The 17,677-nt window shown below is 58.9% G+C and carries 21 protein-coding genes; 11 read left to right on the forward strand and 10 right to left on the reverse strand.

The features are described 5' to 3' along the window. The first annotated feature begins 89 nt into the window (after positions 1 to 89). From flgB to flgL, 11 genes are all read left to right on the forward strand, one after another. Positions 90 to 503, forward strand: coding sequence for a flagellar basal body rod protein FlgB (gene flgB, locus QZQ97_RS02905; protein ID WP_311992178.1), 414 nt, complete (start codon positions 90 to 92; stop codon positions 501 to 503). Positions 504 to 508: 5 nt separating this feature from the next. Next, on the forward strand, positions 509 to 913 hold the full coding sequence (flgC, locus tag QZQ97_RS02910) for a flagellar basal body rod protein FlgC (protein WP_004946094.1): 405 nt from the start codon (positions 509 to 511) through the stop codon (positions 911 to 913). 12 nt (positions 914 to 925) lie between these two features. Further along, a complete protein-coding gene (flgD, locus tag QZQ97_RS02915) occupies positions 926 to 1,603 on the forward strand; it encodes a flagellar hook assembly protein FlgD (protein ID WP_006321445.1) in 678 nt (225 codons plus the stop codon). Positions 1,604 to 1,664: 61 nt separating this feature from the next. Continuing rightward, positions 1,665 to 2,897 (forward strand): flagellar hook protein FlgE, encoded by a 1,233-nt coding sequence (flgE, locus tag QZQ97_RS02920; RefSeq protein ID WP_311992179.1) that lies wholly within the window; start codon positions 1,665 to 1,667, stop codon positions 2,895 to 2,897. 12 nt (positions 2,898 to 2,909) lie between these two features. After that, positions 2,910 to 3,665: a flagellar basal body rod protein FlgF gene (locus QZQ97_RS02925; protein ID WP_311992180.1), complete on the forward strand. Its 756-nt coding sequence runs from the start codon at positions 2,910 to 2,912 to the stop codon at positions 3,663 to 3,665. An 18-nt stretch (positions 3,666 to 3,683) separates the two neighbouring features. Further along, on the forward strand, positions 3,684 to 4,466 hold the full coding sequence (gene flgG, locus QZQ97_RS02930; protein WP_004946081.1) for a flagellar basal-body rod protein FlgG: 783 nt from the start codon (positions 3,684 to 3,686) through the stop codon (positions 4,464 to 4,466). A 75-nt stretch (positions 4,467 to 4,541) separates the two neighbouring features. Then, positions 4,542 to 5,243 carry a flagellar basal body L-ring protein FlgH gene (flgH, locus tag QZQ97_RS02935; RefSeq protein ID WP_064799270.1) on the forward strand — a complete coding sequence of 234 codons (702 nt, stop codon included), beginning with the start codon at positions 4,542 to 4,544 and terminating at the stop codon, positions 5,241 to 5,243. Between the two features lie 145 nt (positions 5,244 to 5,388). Further along, entirely contained in the window at positions 5,389 to 6,489 is a 1,101-nt protein-coding gene (locus QZQ97_RS02940) for a flagellar basal body P-ring protein FlgI (protein ID WP_311992181.1), read from the forward strand. Next, positions 6,489 to 7,430 carry a flagellar assembly peptidoglycan hydrolase FlgJ gene (gene flgJ / locus QZQ97_RS02945; protein ID WP_311992182.1) on the forward strand — a complete coding sequence of 314 codons (942 nt, stop codon included), beginning with the start codon at positions 6,489 to 6,491 and terminating at the stop codon, positions 7,428 to 7,430. Before QZQ97_RS02940 ends, flgJ begins: the two co-directional genes overlap by 1 nt. 189 nt (positions 7,431 to 7,619) lie before the next feature. Next, on the forward strand, positions 7,620 to 9,266 hold the full coding sequence (flgK, locus tag QZQ97_RS02950) for a flagellar hook-associated protein FlgK (protein ID WP_311992183.1): 1,647 nt from the start codon (positions 7,620 to 7,622) through the stop codon (positions 9,264 to 9,266). 58 nt (positions 9,267 to 9,324) lie between these two features. Beyond that, on the forward strand, positions 9,325 to 10,284 hold the full coding sequence (gene flgL / locus QZQ97_RS02955; RefSeq protein WP_311992185.1) for a flagellar hook-associated protein FlgL: 960 nt from the start codon (positions 9,325 to 9,327) through the stop codon (positions 10,282 to 10,284). 569 nt (positions 10,285 to 10,853) lie between these two features. Here the strand turns inward: flgL and sra are convergent. The 10 genes from sra to fliJ form a co-directional block, all read right to left on the reverse strand. Next, positions 10,854 to 10,985 carry a stationary-phase-induced ribosome-associated protein gene (sra, locus tag QZQ97_RS02960; protein WP_311992186.1) on the reverse strand — a complete coding sequence of 44 codons (132 nt, stop codon included), beginning with the start codon at positions 10,983 to 10,985 and terminating at the stop codon, positions 10,854 to 10,856. Between the two features lie 376 nt (positions 10,986 to 11,361). Beyond that, positions 11,362 to 12,144, reverse strand: coding sequence for a flagellar biosynthetic protein FliR (gene fliR, locus QZQ97_RS02965; RefSeq protein WP_311992187.1), 783 nt, complete (start codon positions 12,142 to 12,144; stop codon positions 11,362 to 11,364). A 2-nt stretch (positions 12,145 to 12,146) separates the two neighbouring features. Further along, positions 12,147 to 12,416 (reverse strand): flagellar biosynthesis protein FliQ, encoded by a 270-nt coding sequence (gene fliQ, locus QZQ97_RS02970; RefSeq protein ID WP_006321429.1) that lies wholly within the window; start codon positions 12,414 to 12,416, stop codon positions 12,147 to 12,149. Positions 12,417 to 12,436: 20 nt separating this feature from the next. Then, positions 12,437 to 13,213: a flagellar type III secretion system pore protein FliP gene (gene fliP, locus QZQ97_RS02975; protein ID WP_311992188.1), complete on the reverse strand. Its 777-nt coding sequence runs from the start codon at positions 13,211 to 13,213 to the stop codon at positions 12,437 to 12,439. Next, entirely contained in the window at positions 13,210 to 13,614 is a 405-nt protein-coding gene (fliO, locus tag QZQ97_RS02980; protein WP_311992189.1) for a flagellar biosynthetic protein FliO, read from the reverse strand. Before fliO ends, fliP begins: the two co-directional genes overlap by 4 nt. Continuing rightward, on the reverse strand, positions 13,614 to 14,027 hold the full coding sequence (gene fliN / locus QZQ97_RS02985; protein ID WP_311992190.1) for a flagellar motor switch protein FliN: 414 nt from the start codon (positions 14,025 to 14,027) through the stop codon (positions 13,614 to 13,616). Before fliN ends, fliO begins: the two co-directional genes overlap by 1 nt. Beyond that, the gene (gene fliM, locus QZQ97_RS02990; protein WP_006321424.1) at positions 14,024 to 15,025 is read right to left on the reverse strand and encodes a flagellar motor switch protein FliM; all 1,002 of its coding nucleotides are present in this window, start codon (positions 15,023 to 15,025) and stop codon (positions 14,024 to 14,026) included. Before fliM ends, fliN begins: the two co-directional genes overlap by 4 nt. A gap of 5 nt (positions 15,026 to 15,030) precedes the next feature. Next, positions 15,031 to 15,513: a flagellar basal body-associated protein FliL gene (gene fliL, locus QZQ97_RS02995; protein ID WP_311992191.1), complete on the reverse strand. Its 483-nt coding sequence runs from the start codon at positions 15,511 to 15,513 to the stop codon at positions 15,031 to 15,033. 484 nt (positions 15,514 to 15,997) lie between these two features. Further along, positions 15,998 to 17,224, reverse strand: coding sequence for a flagellar hook-length control protein FliK (locus QZQ97_RS03000; RefSeq protein ID WP_311992192.1), 1,227 nt, complete (start codon positions 17,222 to 17,224; stop codon positions 15,998 to 16,000). Beyond that, positions 17,221 to 17,667 carry a flagellar export protein FliJ gene (gene fliJ, locus QZQ97_RS03005; protein WP_212556463.1) on the reverse strand — a complete coding sequence of 149 codons (447 nt, stop codon included), beginning with the start codon at positions 17,665 to 17,667 and terminating at the stop codon, positions 17,221 to 17,223. Before fliJ ends, QZQ97_RS03000 begins: the two co-directional genes overlap by 4 nt. Positions 17,668 to 17,677: the final 10 nt, after the last annotated feature.

A 17,677-nucleotide genomic window follows, 5' to 3' on the forward strand; every position in this document is an offset into this window, starting at 1 on the left:
AGCGACGCATTTTGCCCTTATTCCCACGATAGGCTGGCGGAAGGGGCGTTTATGCTGTCGGCTCCAAATTTTAACCTCGCGGAGGGAGCATGATCGACAAACTGGACGCTGCTCTGCGCTTTGGTCAAGAGGCGCTGAATCTGCGCGCCCAGCGGCAAGAAATTTTGGCCGCTAACATCGCCAACGCAGACACACCGGGCTATCAGGCGCGGGATATCGATTTCGCCGGCCAGTTGAACAAGGTGCTGGCACAGGGCCGCGCCAGCGGCAGTGGCATCGCGTTGAATATGACGTCTGCGCGCCACATTCCCGCGCAAAACATGCAGCCACCGCAGCTCGATTTGCTGTTCCGCGTGCCGGACCAGCCGTCGATGGACGGCAATACGGTAGACATGGATCGCGAGCGTACCCATTTCGCCGATAACAGCCTGAAGTATCAGACCGACCTGACGCTGATCAACGGTCAGATCAAAGGGATGATGTCAGTGTTACAACAAGGATAAGGCGCATGTCGCTACTGAATATTTTCGATATCTCCGGCTCGGCGCTGTCCGCCCAGTCGCAGCGCATGAACGTCAGCGCCAGCAACATGGCGAATGCCGACAGCGTCACCGGCCCGGACGGCGAACCCTACCGCGCCAAGCAAGTGGTATTTGAAGTGGCCGCTGCCGCCGGGCAACCCACCGGCGGGGTGCGCGTATCGCAGGTGGTTGATGATCCTGCGCCGGAACGCCTGGTGTATCAACCGGGTAACCCGTTGGCGGACGGAAAAGGGTATGTACGCATGCCGAACGTGGATGTAGTGAGCGAAATGGTCAATACCATTTCCGCCTCCCGCAGCTATCAGGCCAACGTCGAGGTGCTCAACACCACCAAGTCGATGATGATGAAAACCCTGACGCTGGGTCAGTAACCGGAGCTTTGCATGGCTATTGCCGCAACCACCAATGAATCGCTGGATAACACCGTCACCGGCGTCAACGCCAAAAACAACACCAGCCAGGATCTGCAGAACAACTTCCTGACGCTGTTGGTGGCGCAGTTGAAAAACCAGGATCCGACCAACCCGATGCAGAACAATGAACTGACCACCCAGTTGGCGCAGATCAACACCGTTCAGGGCATCGAAAAACTCAATACCACGCTGGGGTCGATCTCGGGCCAGATCAACAGCAATCAGTCGTTGCAGGCGACCGCACTGATCGGTCACGGCGTGATGGTGCCCGGCAGCAACATTCTGGTCGGCAGCAAAGACGGCAAGGTCAGCACCACGCCGTTTGGCCTTGAGCTGGAGCGCGCCGCCGATACGGTAACCGCCACCATCACCGACGCCACCGGCAAAGCGGTGCGCACCATTGATATCGGCGGGCTGACCGCCGGCGTGCACTCATTTACCTGGGACGGCTCCCTGTCTGACGGCACCACCGCACCCGACGGCGCCTACACCGTGGCGATCAACGCCAAGGGCAATGGCGAACAACTGGTGGCGCGCAGCCTGCACTTCGGCATGGTCAATGGCGTTATCCGCGGTTCAGACGGCGCGAAGCTGGATCTGGGCCTGGCGGGGAGTGCGACGCTGGAAGACGTTCGGCAGATTTTATAACTCTATCACTTGTTTCTCAGGCGTTATCGGACGATAGCCTGCACATTATTCGGAGAATGACATGGCCTTTTCTCAGGCAGTAAGCGGTTTGAACGCAGCGGCAACCAATCTGGACGTGATCGGTAACAATATCGCTAACTCCGCCACGTCCGGCTTTAAATCAGGCACCGTATCCTTTGCCGACATGTTCGCCGGCTCGCAGGTCGGGTTGGGCGTCAAGGTGGCGGGGATCACTCAGAACTTCAAGGGCGGCACCACGACAGGCACCAGCCGTGCGCTGGACGTCGCCATTTCAGACAACGGTTTCTTCCGCATGCAGGACAAGGACGGCGGCATTTTCTACAGCCGCAACGGCCAGTTCAAGCTGGATGAAAACCGCAATCTGACCAACATGCAGGGCCTGCAACTGACCGGTTTCCCGGCGGCCGGCTCACCGCCGACCATTCAGCAGGGCGCCAACCCGGTGCCGTTGAGCATTCCCGAAGGCATGATGAACGCCAAGGCCACCACGTCGGGCACCATGGTCGCCAACCTGAAATCCACCCATAAGGTGCCGGATAACAAGACGTTCGATCCCGCCAAGCAGGATTCCTACAACTACGTCAATTCGATCACCGCCTATGACTCGCTGGGCAATGTGCACAACATCAATGCCTACTTTGTGAAGACGTCCGACAACAACTGGCAGGTGTACACCCAGGAAGGCAACATTCCCGGTTCCCCGGTGACTGACGCAGGCACCATGGCGTTCGATACCAGCGGCAACCTGGTCGGCACCACCAGCAAACAGGGCACCACCGGTGAATTCAGCATGCTGATCCCGATGTCCGCCACCAACGGCGCACCGGCGCAAAACTTCAGCCTGAGCTTTGCCAAGAGCATGCAACAGAGCGTCAGCAGCGACTCGGTCAGCAAGGTGTCGCAGGACGGCTATACCGCCGGCGAGTACACCAACTTCCAGATCAACAATGACGGTACCGTCGTGGGGATCTATTCCAACCAGCAAACCCAGTTGCTGGGGCAAATCGTACTGACCAACTTCTCCAATCCGGAAGGCTTGTCCTCGCAGGGCGATAACGTATGGCAAGAAACCGGCGCATCCGGCCAACCGCGCGTAGGGCTGGCGGGCAGCGGCGGTTTCGGCAAGCTGACCAGCGGTGCGCTGGAAGCCTCCAACGTCGATCTGAGCCAGGAACTGGTGAACATGATCGTCGCACAACGTAACTACCAGTCGAACGCCCAGACCATCAAAACGCAGGACTCCATCCTGCAGACGCTGGTCAGCCTGCGCTAATAGGATTGATTTATGGATCACGCGATTTATACCGCGATGGGCGCGGCGCGACAGACGCTGGAACAACAATCCGTCACCGCTAACAATCTGGCCAACGCATCGACGCCGGGCTTTCGTGCTCAACTTTCGGCGCTGCGTGCCGTGCCGGTGGATGGGCCTAGCTTGCCGACGCGTACGCTGGTCACCGCTTCGACGCCGGGGGCCGACATGAGCCAGGGGGCGCTGAACTACACCGCGCGCCCGCTGGACGTCGCGCTGCAGCAGGACGGTTTTCTGGCCGTCAGCCTGCCGGACGGCGGCGAAGCCTACACCCGTAACGGTAACATCCAGATCTCCTCCGCCGGGCAGTTGACGGTGCAGGGCGTGCCGCTGATGGGCGATGGCGGACCGATTGAGGTGCCGCCGTCGGCGGAGATCACCATCGCCGCCGACGGCACCATCTCGGCGTTGAACGCCGGCGATCCGCCGAACACCATCGCCCAGATCGGTCGGCTGAAGCTGGTGAAGGCCGACGCGCGTGAAGTGATGCGCGGCGACGACGGGCTGTTCCGCCTGACGCCGGAAACCCGACAGCAACGCGGCAATCAGTTGCAAAACGATCCGCTGGTGCGGGTGATGCCGGGCGTACTGGAAGGCAGTAACGTCAAACCGATGGAAACCATGGTCGACATGATCGCCAACGCCCGTCGCTTTGAAATGCAGATGAAGGTCATCCACAGCGTGGATGAAAATGAACAGCGCGCCAACTCGTTGTTATCACTGAGTTAAGTAGCAAGGAAATCACCCATGATCCCCTCTTTATGGATTGCCAAAACCGGCCTGGATGCGCAGCAGACCAATATGGACGTGATCGCCAACAACCTGGCGAACGTCAGCACCAACGGCTTCAAACGCCAGCGTGCGGTATTTGAAGATCTGCTGTACCAAACCATGCGCCAGCCGGGCGCGCAGTCTTCCGAACAGACTACGCTGCCGTCCGGGTTGCAGATCGGCACGGGCGTACGTCCGGTGGCGACCGAGCGCCTGCACAGCCAGGGCAACCTGTCCCAGACCAACAACAGCAAAGACGTGGCGATTAAAGGCCAGGGTTTCTTCCAGGTCATGTTGCCGGATGGCAGCCAGGCCTACACCCGCGACGGGTCGTTCCAGATCGATCAGAACGGCCAACTGGTGACCGCCAGCGGTTTCCAGGTGCAACCGGCGATCACCATTCCGGCCAACGCCCTGAGCATTACCGTCGGCCGTGACGGCATCGTCAGCGTTACCCAGCAGGGGCAGACCGCCGCCCAGCAGGTAGGCCAGTTGACCCTGACCACTTTTATCAATGACAGCGGCCTGGAAAGCGTGGGCGAGAACCTGTACCAGGAAACCGAAAGTTCCGGCGCGCCGAACGAGAGCACGCCAGGGCTGAACGGCGCGGGCCTGCTTTATCAGGGTTACGTGGAAACCTCTAACGTCAATGTGGCGGAAGAGCTGGTCAACATGATCCAGACTCAGCGCGCCTACGAGATCAACAGCAAAGCGGTATCAACGTCCGACCAGATGCTGCAAAAACTGACGCAACTGTAATTGATGGGCGCCGTCGGTGCGCCCGTCACCCTATTTCGTGAAACAAAGGCGATACCCGTGGTAACCACATATCTGATGGCAAACGCGCCGCAGCAAGGAAAGCGCTGGCTGGCGGCGATGGCGATGCTGACGCTGAGCGGCTGCGCCTATATTCCGCATAAACCCTTGGTTGATGGCGCTACCACGGCGCAGCCGGCACCGGCGGGGGCGCCGGTGCCGAACGGATCGATTTTCCAGACGGTGCAGCCGATGAATTACGGCTATCAGCCGCTGTTTGAAGACCGCCGTCCGCGCAATATCGGCGATACCCTGACCATCGTGTTGCAGGAGAACGTCAGCGCCAGCAAAAGCTCCTCCGCCAACGCCAGCCGCAATGGGGCGAGCAAGTTCGGCGTCGCCACGTCGCCGCGCTATCTCGACGGCCTGCTGGGCAACGCGCGCGCCGACATGGATATCTCCGGCGACAGCACCTTTGGCGGCAAGGGCGGAGCCAACGCCAACAATACCTTCAGCGGCACCATTACCGTCACGGTCAATCAGGTGCTGGTCAACGGCAACCTGCACGTGGTGGGAGAAAAACAGATCGCCATCAATCAGGGCACCGAATTTATCCGTTTCTCCGGAGTGGTTAACCCGCGCACCATCAGCGGCAATAACTCGGTCACCTCCACCCAGGTGGCGGACGCGCGCATTGAATATGTCGGCAACGGCTATATCAACGAAGCGCAGACCATGGGGTGGTTACAGCGCTTCTTCTTAAATGTCTCACCGTTTTGAGTACAGGCTATTTTTCTTGCCATTTTGAGGTTGGGCAGTGCTCGGGGCAGTCACGTACTGCGTGTACGCTCCATTCCCTGTGCGCCGCCCGCCCCCAAACTGCCTGCGACAATAACGCCTTGTGGGTAAGGCGAATGAGGTTCCAATGTTAAAGAAATTTCTAATGGCGCTGGTGATCAGTGCGCTGAGCCTGCCGGCGACGGCGGAACGCATCCGCGATCTGGTGACGGTGCAGGGAGTGCGCGACAACGCCCTGATCGGTTACGGATTGGTGGTGGGGCTGGACGGCTCCGGCGATCAGACCATGCAAACGCCGTTCACCACGCAGAGCCTGAGCAACATGCTGTCGCAACTGGGCATTACCGTACCGCCGGGCACCAATATGCAGCTGAAAAACGTGGCGGCGGTCATGGTCACCGCCAAGCTGCCGCCGTTTTCGCGTACCGGGCAGAACATTGACGTGGTGGTCTCCTCGATGGGCAACGCCAAAAGCCTGCGCGGCGGTACCTTGCTGATGACGCCGTTGAAAGGCGTGGATAATCAGGTTTACGCGCTGGCGCAGGGCAACGTGCTGGTGGGCGGTGCAGGCGCGGCGGCGGGAGGCAGTAGCGTGCAGGTCAATCAGCTGGCGGGCGGGCGCATCAGCAACGGCGCTACCATTGAGCGCGAGTTGCCGACCACTTTCGGCAACGGCGGGGTGATTAACCTGCAACTGAATGACGAAGACTTTACCCTGGCGCAGCAGATCAGCGACGCTATCAACCGCCAACGCGGCGGCGGCACCGCCTCACCGCTGGATGCCCGCACCATTCAGGTGCTGGTGCCACAGGGCAACAGCTCGCAGGTGCGTTTCCTGGCGGAGATTCAGAACATCAACGTCAGCGTCGGGGCGATTGACGCCAAGGTGATCATCAATTCACGCACCGGTTCGGTGGTGATGAACCGAGACGTGATCCTGGATTCCTGTGCGGTGGCGCAGGGCAACCTGTCGGTGGTGGTGGATCGGCAAAATACCGTCAGCCAGCCGAACACCCCCTTTGGCGGCGGGCAAACCGTGGTGACGCCAAATACCCAGATCTCGGTGCAGCAGCAGGGCGGTTCGCTGCAGAAGGTGAACGCCAGCGCCAACCTGAACAATGTGATCCGTGCGCTCAATGCGCTGGGCGCTACGCCGATCGATCTGATGTCGATCTTGCAGGCGATGCAAAGCGCCGGTTGTCTGCGTGCCAAGCTGGAAATCATCTGATGGCCGGCGATCTGATGGCGATGTCGGGCGCCGCCTATGACGCCCAGGCGCTGAACGGCCTGAAACGCGACGCCGCGGCCGATCCGCAGGGCAACCTGAAACAGGTGGCGCAGCAGGTCGAAGGCATGTTCGTGCAGATGATGCTGAAAAGCATGCGTGCCGCGCTACCGCAGGATGGGGTGCTGAGCAGCGATCAGTCTCGGCTTTATACCTCGATGTATGACCAGCAGATCGCCCAGCAGATGTCGCAGAAGGGGCTGGGGCTGGCCGATATGATGGTGAAGCAGATGGCCAATGCTAATGCCGTTCCGAGCGAAACGGCGGGGATGTCGCCGATGGCGTTAGATAACGAAGTGCTGCAAACGCTGCCGAATCAGGCGCTGGAGCAGATTCTCCGCCGTGCGGTACCGAAAGCGCCGGCGGCCGCGCCGCTGTCGCTCAACAGCGGCAACTTTGTCGCCCGTTTGTCGATCCCGGCACGCGTCGCCAGCCAGCAGAGCGGCATTCCGCATCAGCTGATTGTGGCGCAGGCGGCACTGGAATCCGGTTGGGGCCAGCGCGAGATCCCGACCGCCGACGGCTCGCCGAGCTACAACCTGTTCGGCATCAAGGCGGGCGGCAGCTGGAACGGCCCGGTGACCGAGATCACCACCACCGAGTTTGAGCAGGGGGCGGCGAAGAAGATCAAGGCACGGTTCCGGGTTTATGGTTCTTACGTCGAGGCGATTGCCGACTACGTCAAGTTGCTGACCAATAATCCGCGTTACGCCGATGTGGCCGCCGCCCGCAGCCCGGAGCAGGCGGCGCATGCGCTGCAACAGGCCGGATACGCCACCGACCCGCAATACGCCAACAAGCTGGTCAGCGTGATCCAGCAAATGAAGAGCGCCGGCGAGCAGGTGGTAAAAGCCTATACCCACGACCTGAAGGATCTGTTCTAGTTTTCGGGTGCGGCATGTAACGCCCCTACGCGATAAGCAGCATTAAAACGTAGGAATTCAGCATGCTGAACCCGGTTTTTCCTCTCAAGTTTCCCCCGTTTTTGCCGATAACACAGACAGGCTGGGCGAACGGCTCGGCAGATTCATTGACTCCTGTGGGCCACCGGCACCGCAGCAAAAGGAACTTCTATGTCCAACAGCTTAATCAATACCGCCATGAGCGGGCTGAATGCGGCGCAGGTGGCGCTCAGCACCGTCAGTAACAACATTTCCAACTACAACGTGGCGGGCTATAACCGGCAAACCGCGATCCTGGCGCAAAACGGCGGCATGAGCACCATGAGCGGTTTTATCGGCAACGGCGTCACCGTCACCAGCGTTAACCGCGAATATAACCAGTTCATCACCAATCAATTGCGCGGTGCACAAAGCCAGGCCGGAGCGCAGAACGCCTATTTCGAAAAAATCTCGCAGATTGACAACCTGCTGGCCAGCAAGACCAACACCTTGTCGACCAACATGCAGGATTTTTTCAGCAACCTGCAAAACCTGGTCAGCAATGCCGGCGATGACGCCGCGCGGCAAACGGTGTTGGGCAAAGCCAATGGCCTGGTCAATCAGTTCAACAATACCGACAAATACCTGCGCGATATGGACAGCGGCGTGAATCAGCAGCTCAGCGACAGCGCGCAGCAGATCAACAGCTACAGCCAGCAGATCGCCAAACTGAACGAAGAGATCACCCGTTTGCGCGGCAGCGGCGGCGAGCCCAATGCGCTGCTGGACCAGCGCGATCAACTGGTTACCGACCTGAACAAAGTGGTTGGCGTGCAGGTGACCCAGCAGGACGGCGATGCCTACACCGTCTCGTTCGCCAACGGCCTGACGCTGGTGCAGGGCAACAATGCTTATCAGGTCGCGGCGGTGCCTACCAGCGGCGACCCTTCCCGCCTGACTATGGGTTATGACCGCGGCAACGGCGCCAGCGAAATACCCGAAGGCCAAATCACCAGCGGCAGCGTCAGCGGCGTGTTGAAATTCCGCAGCGAATCGCTGGACAGCGCCCGCAACCAACTGGGGCAGCTCGCACTGGCGATGGCAGACAGCTTTAACCAGCAGCACCGCGCCGGGTTCGATCTCAACGGCGACGCCGGCACGGACTTCTTCAGCTTTGGCGGCGCCCGCGCAGTGGACAACAGCCGCAATACCGGCGATGCCGCGCTGTCGGTGTCCTACACCGACACCGGCAAGGTGAAGGCCAATGATTACCGGGTGGAATTTGACGGCAGCAACTGGCAGGTGAGCCGCCTGCCGGACAACGTCAAAGTTAACGCCACGGCGGGCACTGACGCCGCCGGCAATCCGACGTTGAGTTTTGATGGCCTGAAAGTCGGCATTGACGGCACTGCGCAAAAGAATGACAGCTTTACCGTCAAGCCGGTCAGCGACGTGGCGGGCAGCCTGAAGGTCGCCATCACCGATTCTGCCAACATCGCTGCTGCAGGCAAAGATGACAGCGGCCGTGGCGACAATGAAAACGCCAAGAAGCTGCTTGATCTGCAAACCCAGAAGCTGGTGGATGGCAAGGCTACCCTGAGCGGCGCTTACGCCAGCCTGGTGAGCAGCGTCGGCAATCAGACAGCGTCCGCCAAGGTGAGCGCCACCTCGCAGGGTAACATCGTCAAGCAGTTGGAAAATCAGCAGCAGTCGATTTCAGGCGTTAACCTTGATGAAGAATACGGCGAATTACTGCGTTTCCAGCAATATTATCTGGCTAACGCGCAGGTAATTCAGACCGCCAGCTCGCTGTTTGATGCGCTGCTGAATATCCGTTGATTTTCACTTTAACCGGAGCCCTGGCGGCTCCGGTCGCTGATTTTGAGGAACCTGCACCATGCGTATGAGCACCAGCATGATGTACCAGCAAAACATGACCGGCATCACCGGTAACCAGTCGTTGTTTATGAAAGCGGCAGAACAGCTTTCCACCGGCAAAAAGGTCAGCAACCCGTCCGACGATCCGCTGGCGGCGTCGCAGGCGGTGATGCTGGCCCAGTCCCAGTCGGAAAACACCCAATATGCGCTGGCGCGCACCTTTGCCCGCCAGAGCGTATCGATGGAAGAGACGGTGTTGGCCGGGGCGACCAGCACCATCTCGGACATGAAAGCGTTGATCGTCAATGCCGGCGGCACCAAAAGCGACAACGATCGCGATTCGCTGGCTACCCAGTTGCAGGGGTTGAAAGACCAATTGCTTAACCAGGCCAACAGCACCGACGGCAATGGCCGCTTTATGTTTGGCGGCTTTGAGAATGATAAACCGCCGTTTGCGGACAATGGCGGTTCGGTCGGCTATGTGGGTGGCAACACGGCGGTCGAGCAGAAAGTGGATGCCAACCGTACCATGACGGTCGGCCATACCGGCGATACGGTATTCATGTCGTTGACCAGCAACCCCAAGCCGGAGCCGGACGGCAGCGCACCGGTGTCCAACGTGTTTGAAAGCATCGATATCGCGCTGAAAGCGTTGAAAACTCCGCTCGATGGCGCGGACGACGCCACCAAACAGCAGGTCAACGACGCGCTGGCCAAAGCCAATCGGGGGCTGGACAACTCCTATAACAAGGTGCTCAGCGTGCGTGCCGAGTTGGGTAACCAACTGCAGGAAATGGATACGCTGGACAACATCGGCAAGGATCGCGACATGATCAACAAAACGCAAATGAGTGCATTGGTGGATGCCGATCTGACCGAGTCTATTTCGAACTACTTTATGCAACAGGCGGCCTTGCAGGCATCGTACAAAACCTTCGGTGATATGCAGGGGATGTCGCTGTTCCAAATGAACCGATAATTCCCGTCGATACCCGTCGTCTTTCAAGCCGCAGCGTTGTTGGCCGCACGCATGCACTCCAGTCACTTACTTGAGTAAGCTCCTGGAGATGCACGCGTTTGCCGCCTGGCTGCAACTCGAAATCCATAGGGTAGGGTAATAACAAGTTCCGACTCATTCAGCGTCCCTAAAATGCTGAGGGTGAGTTAGCCGGGCGCCTGGCTGCGCTGTACAGGGATGTACAAATACCGTGAGCGCATGGATGCGGCTTGAGCGGCCACTCGAAATCCATAGGGTAGGGTAATAACAAACACTCGTCGTGGAGATATGGCGGGTACCTGGTTGGGTGTGCTTAGAGGACGTTATTGCGCTAAGCCGCGGTAGGGAACGCTTGAAACCGGGCGCACTTTTTTGGCACGTCACTCTTTTCACCCCACGAAGGTTTGAGTGACGTGCTTTTTTTTCGGCTGACGTAAAGTGATGCCTGCCGATATCCGTCTGAGTTAACGTAGGGAAACGTCTGAATATTCAGACGGGATGGGGTAAATAACACCAGAGGTTATATTTTGGATTTATTTATAACATCGTCGTTATTTTTTCTTTTTCACCATGGCCCATTTTTCACCGTTCGGCGAAGGGGATAATGCAATTTGAATGCGGTTGGTTGCCCAGTGTGCCAGGCCCAAGGCTCTGCGTGCTCTTCGGTTGGTTTTGGCTTTCATTTCCATGCTCCTGAGAGTAGAGGTAAACACTGCAAAGAATAACTGTGTTTGTCTCGCCGGCTGACCCCAGAGAGCAAATACGTTTATCCTTGCAGATGACAGATGGATAGAATCTACACTTCACTTTCCGGTGTGTTATTTTATATTTAAACATTCTCCTTTATTTTGCGACGACAAATATTGGCGGTTATTTACTGATGGCTTTTTATTTAACAAGGCCATTCTAAGGGGGGTAATTTATTATTCAAGTCGATAAAGTTAATCGAAGCCAAATAGTGTTAATTTGGCTTTTTCGACTTTTTATAGCGAGAAAGGGATTTTACTGCCCGTTTGTCCGGCGAGGTGCGGTTGCTAAGCCGCATTGATGAGAGTAACGCTAAGGGGTCATGCTGCCGATGACATCGGCCAGACGATCGAAGAACTCACCGAACAGGTGCTCGCAGAACGGCGCCAGCATCGGCATCATCATGCCGAGGGTCATAATGCCGATAGTCATGGTGACCGGGAAGCCGATGACGAATACCGACAGCTGCGGCGTCATGCGGTTGAGCAGGCCGAGCGCCATGTTCAGCGTCAGCAGCAGGCAAATCAGCGGCAGCGCCAGCATCATGCCGTTGATGAAAATCAGCGACCCCACCTGGGTCAATGCCAGAAAACCGTTGCCGTTCAACGGTTCGGGCTGGATCGGCAGAGTATGAAAACTGTCGGCCAGCAGGGAAATCAGCCACAGGTGGCCGTCAAAGCTCAAGAACAGCAGCATGGCCAGCAAGTTGAGCAAGCGTGCCAGAACCGGCGTGTTCGGCCCGCCGCTGGGATCGAAGAAGGTGGCGAACGACAGGCCCATCTGCATGCCGATCACTTCGCCGGCCAGGCGTATCGCCGCAAAGGCGAACTGCATGGTCAGCCCGAGCGCCACGCCAATCAGGATTTGCTGGGCCGCCAGCCACAACCCGGCGGCGGAGAAAATGGGAACGGCGCTGGTGGGTAGCCCAGGGGCGATCAGGATGACAATCAGCCCGCCGAGGCCGATTTTCACCTTTTTGCCGATCTGTTTTTCGCTGAACACCGGCGCGGTGCTGATCAGCGCCAGAATGCGCAGCAGCGGCCAGAAGTAGTGGCTAAGCCAGACGCCGAACTGTGCACTGTCAACGGTGAGCATGGCTAACCAATCAAATTCGGCAGGTTGCTGAACAGCGTGCGCATATAGTCCAGCAGCAGGTTCAGCATCCAGGGGCCGGCGATCACGATGGTGGCGACCACCGCCAGAATTTTGGGGATGAACGACAGCGTCATTTCATTGATCTGAGTGGCGGCCTGCAACAGGCTGACCACCAGGCCGCTGATAAGCGCGGCGAGCAGCAGCGGGGCGGCCAGAGCCAGCGCCACTTTCATCGCCTCGGTACCCAGCGCCATGACCGATTCAGGTGTCATCATGTTTCCTTTGAGGCGGGTTACGAATAGAAACTCTGCGCCAGCGAGCCGAGCAGCAATTGCCAGCCGTCCACCAACACAAACAGCATCAGTTTGAACGGCAGCGAGATGGTGGCGGGCGGTACCATCATCATCCCCAGCGCCATCAGCACGCTGGCGACCACCAGATCGATAATCAGAAACGGAATAAACACCGTGAAGCCGATTTGGAACGCGGTTTTCAGCTCGCTGGTGACGTAAGCCGGCAGCAGAATGCGCATCGGCACCGCTTCCGGCCCGGCCAGCGGCGGCTGGTTGGCGAGCCTGGCGTACAGCGCCAGATCGGTTTCACGCGTCTGGCGCAGCATAAACTCGCGCAGCGGCTGGGAACCTTTATCCAGCGCCGCGTCGAGGCTGATTTTGTCCTGGCTGAACGGCAGATAGGCGTCCTGATAAACCTTGTCGAATACCGGCGACATGATGAAAAAGGTCAGGAATAGCGCCAGGCCGAGCATCACCTGATTCGGCGGCGCCGAAGGGGTACCGAGCGCGTTGCGCAGCAACCCGAGCACGATGATGATACGGGTGAAGCTGGTCATCATCAGCAGCATGGCGGGCAGGAAGCTGAGTGATGTCAGCAGCACCAGCGTCTGTACCGGCAACGACCAGCTTTGGCCGCCATTGGCCAGCGGTTGGCTGATCAGGCCGGGTAACTGCGCCAACGCCGTCGGGCTGACGAGCAGCAGGGCTGCAGTCAGCCAGGGAAGGGCCTTGCCGCCTCGGTAACGCGAGGCGACGCAATAAACGATGGGTTTCATACCGATTTTTCCGGACGTTTCAGAACTTTTTGCATCAACTGGCGAAAATCAGTCGGTGGTGTGGCGTCGGCCGCGCTGCTGTCCTGTGCGGGAACCGGCAACTGGTGCAGCGGGGTGATTTGCTGTGCGGTCACGCCCAGCACCAGCAGGGTATTATCCACTTCAATCACCACCACACGCTCGCGCTGCCCGACCTGGCAACTGGCGCGCAGATTGAGCAGTTTGCTGTTGCGTGCCTGCGGGGCAAACCCCAGGCGACGAAACAGCCAGCCGGCCAGCAGGATCAGCAGCAAAATGCCGCCAAGTGCGCTGCTGACCTGCGTCAGCACTGAACCGGCAGGCAGTGCCGGCTCGGTGGATTGCAAGGTGCCCGCGGTGGGCGTGGCGGCGCCTGGGTTCATCAGCGGCTCAGGCGGCGCATGCGCTCGGAAGGGGTGATGATATCGGTAATGCGCACGCCGAATTTGTCGGCCACCACCACCACTTCGCCCTGGGCAATCAGATAACCGTTGATCATAATATCCAGCGGTTCACCCGCCAGCCCGTCCAACGCCACGACAGAGCCCTGCGACAGGCGCAGCAGTTCCTTGATGGTCATCTTGGTGCGGCCCAGTTCAACGGTCAATTTGACCGGGATATCCAGGATCAGATCAATATCCTGCAGGCTGCCGCTGGTATCCTGCGCCTCCAGCGATTTGAACACCGCGTCGGTTGCTGACGTGCTGTCGGTCGCTTGCTGCTCGTTAAACGCATCAGCCCACAGATCGTCCACGGATTCCTTTCCTTCGCCAGACGGTTGCTTAGGATCACTCATTTGGGCTGTTCCTCACTCAGAGCATTCAAAATAGGGTTAATCAAATGTTCGACACGCAGGGCGTACTGCCCGTTTAACGTGCCATATTGGCTGGTCAGAACCGGTACGCCGTCAACGTGGGCGATCAGGCGTTCCGGTTTATCAATCGGTAATACGTCACCTGGCTGCAGCTTCAGGATTTTTGACAGCCGCATCGGGATATCGACGAAGTTGGCAATCAACTCCAGCTCGGAATGTTGTACCTGTTTCACCAGCGTTTCACGCCAGTGGCTGTCTTCCTGCCGCGAGTTTTCCAGCGGCGGGTTGGTCAGCAGTTCGCGCAGCGGTTCGATCATCGCGAACGGGATGCAGATGTTGAATTCACCGCTCAGCGCACCGATTTCCACCTGGAACGGGGTGGTGACCACGATGTCGTTCGGCGAGGTGGTGATATTGGTGAATTTCACCTGCATTTCGGCGCGCACGTATTCCACATTGATCTTGTAAATCGCACTCCAGGCGTCGCCATAGGCATCCAGCGCCAGGCGCAGCATGCGTTTGATCACCCGCTGTTCGGTTGGCGTGAACTCGCGGCCTTCCACTTTGGTCGGAAAGCGGCCGTCGCCGCCGAACAGGTTATCGACGGCGATAAACACCAGGCTCGGCGCGAACACGAACAGCGCGGTGCCGCGCAGCGGGTTCAGGTGCACCAGATTGAGGTTGGTGGGCACCGGCAGGTTGCGGGCAAATTCGTGATACGGCTGGATCCTGATCGGGCCGACGGTAATGTCCGGGCTGCGGCGCAGCAGGTTGAACAACCCCATGCGGAACTGACGGGCAAAACGTTCATTGATGATTTCCAGCGCGTGCAGCCGTTCGCGCACCACTCGGCGCTGGGTGGTCGGATCGTACGGCTTGACCTCGCTCTCGTTGCTGACCACCGCTTCGGGTTCATCACCCGCGCTGTCGCCGTTGAGCAAGGCGTCGATCTCTGCCTGTGAAAGAATGCTGTCGCCCATAGTGATTACCGCAATATGAAGGCGGTGAACAGCACGTCGCTGACCACCTGCTTCGGTTGTCCCTTAACCAGCGGCGGGCTAAGCACGTCCTTAATCTGCGCCACCAGTTGCTGTTTCCCTTGTTCACTGCTCAGTTGGCCCGCTTCCTGACGGGAAAGCAGCATCAGCAGACGGCTGCGCACTTCCGGCAGAAAATCGTTCAACTGGCGGCGGGTGTTTTCGTCCGGCAAGCGCAACGTCAGGCCGATATACAACACGCGATCCGGGTTGTTGTCCGGCGTAACCAGATTGACGGTAAAAGTGTCCAACGGCATAAACACCGGCGCAGCCGGCGGCAGGGCTTTGGCGACGGGCTGAGCGCCGTCTTTGTGTTGTTTCAGTTGCCACCAGCTGTAGCCTGCCGCGCCGCAGGCGGCGACGGTAATCAACACCAGCAGGATGACCAGGAGGGAGCGTTTCGGTGCTGCCGGTAGGGTGTTTTGAGACATAGCTAAATCAAATTCCTGTAGTGACATACCCTTCGTCTTTCAGGCCGCAGCGTTGTTGGCTGCTCGCACTCACCCCAGTCACTTACTTGAGTAAGCTCCTGGGGACTCATGCGCTGGCCGCCTGGCTGTGCTGTACATGGATGTACAAATGCCGCGAGCGCATGGACGCGCTAGAGCGGCCGACTTGAAATCCATAGGGTATATATCCTTTATTTTTCAAGCTGAAACCTAAGATCTCGTAGGTATTTAGCGTGTGTAAAAGCCGCACGCACGACATATTTACCCAAAATAATTGGAGTGGCATCGCGACGGCAAGTTTGTAAGTCCCCAGGAGCATAGGTAACTATGTGACCGGGGCGCGCAAACGCAGCCAACACAGATGCAGCTTCAAGTATGACGGGTAAAGGTATTATCGCGCCTATTCCGGCGTGCAATAGCCAGAATAGGCGGGGAAAAGCGTGCCAGCTTGGACGTTTGCCGCCGCTCAGGCGAAAATATCGACGCCGCTGACGGCGCGGGCCATCGCCTGCAATTGTGCCGGGGCGATGAGGGTTTCGGTGGCCGGATCGCTCTCGCCGTGGCCATTGCGGTAGGCCGGGCGGCCCTGTTCATCCGGGGCTTGCTGCTGTGCCTGTTGCCACTGCGGCGTGGACTCGCCGCCAACGCTGCTTTGCCCCAGATTGATGCCGCTTTCCGCCAGGGCATGGCGCAGTTGCGGCATGGCGGCTTCCACGGCGGCACGTACCTGGCCGTGCGCGGAAGCGATGTGTAGCTGCGCCTGGTTATCGTCCATTTTGAGGGTGATTTGCAGTGCACCCAGCTCCTGCGGGTGCAGACGCAGTTCGGCGCTTTGCTGGCCGTTGCGATGGAACATCAGCACCTGTTGGTTCAACGCCTGCTGCCACTCCGGGCTGCCAAGCTGGGCGCTTAATTGCGGTGTCGGCGGGGCTGTGACCAGGGAAACGTTCGGCGTTGTCGCCACGACCGGGCTGGCGACCGGCGGCACTATCAGGTGATTGACCGGTGCCTGAGGCTGGGTATCGGCGCCGAATTTAAGCGTTGTTGCATCCGGCTGGTCATGGGGGGCCGCGGTTGGCTGCTGGCCGTCGGTGCGAGCGTCAACGTTCAGCGGTTTTTCGGTCATTGGCGACGTGGCCTTTGGGGGCGGCGTCATTGGAGTGCCTGCGGTATTGGGTTGTTGGTTCAGCGCGGTGCTCAGCAGGGCGGCAGGGTGCGCCGGGTCCGGTTCGTCTTTAAGGTTTGGCCCCGTTGCGCCCGTGATTGGCGTAGCTGGGGTAACGGCCAGCGGCAGCATGGCGAACAGCGCCTGCAACGTGGCGGCGTCGATTTCCCCTGCGGGGCGAAGGGCGGCGGTCTCCGATGTTTCATCCTGCAGTTTGTCATCGCCGATCGACACCGTCGGTGGCTGAATACCGTTCGACAAGGCAGGCGACAACAACCCATCGCGTTTGCCGAAGGCGGCCAGCAGTGGGTTTTGCGAGGAGCGGCTCAGCACCGGTGTGCTGTCATCTTCTGTGTTCAGCAACGTCGGCGGCAGCTTGCCCTCGTCTTTGTCGGCCGGCAGTGTGCGGGCACCGAGCAGCAGGGCAAAGGCCGAGGACAGCGTCGAGTCATCCATTGGCAACTGCGCGTCCGACAGCACGCCGACGTCGCCAGGCGCTAAGCCGCCCGGCACGGCATTCAGATTCATGGGTGTAGATTCCTTTGTGAACTGCGTTGAGCGAACTCATCCATCAGTTTTTGATCCCGTTTGTTCTCCCTCTGCCGTTCCGCGCTTTGGGCGCGGGTATGCAGAGTGTCGAAGGCGTTCAGCCGTTGCTGTTTGTCCTGCCACTGCTTCATCGCGTGGTCCACTTTCTGGCCCCACTGCATCAGTTGGTTGCGATGTTGTTCGATGGCCTGCTCCAGCGTACCGATAAACTGCTGGTAGTTTTGCCAGTGCGAAGAGTCCATGCCGTCGCTCAACTGGTGATTCAGCTTCTGACGGTACTCGTCTTGATAATTGAGCAGCATGGAAAGCTGCTGCTCAGCCGCCTGTTGCGCTTTGCGCACCTGGCCCAACTGTTGCGTAGCCTGTTCCACCGCATCCTGCGCCAGATCGCGCAGGGTAATCAGAGGTGACTGTGGTTTCATCGGGTTCAGC

Source organism: Serratia sp. root2, assembly GCF_031931805.1.
GTDB lineage: Bacteria > Pseudomonadota > Gammaproteobacteria > Enterobacterales > Enterobacteriaceae > Serratia > Serratia inhibens.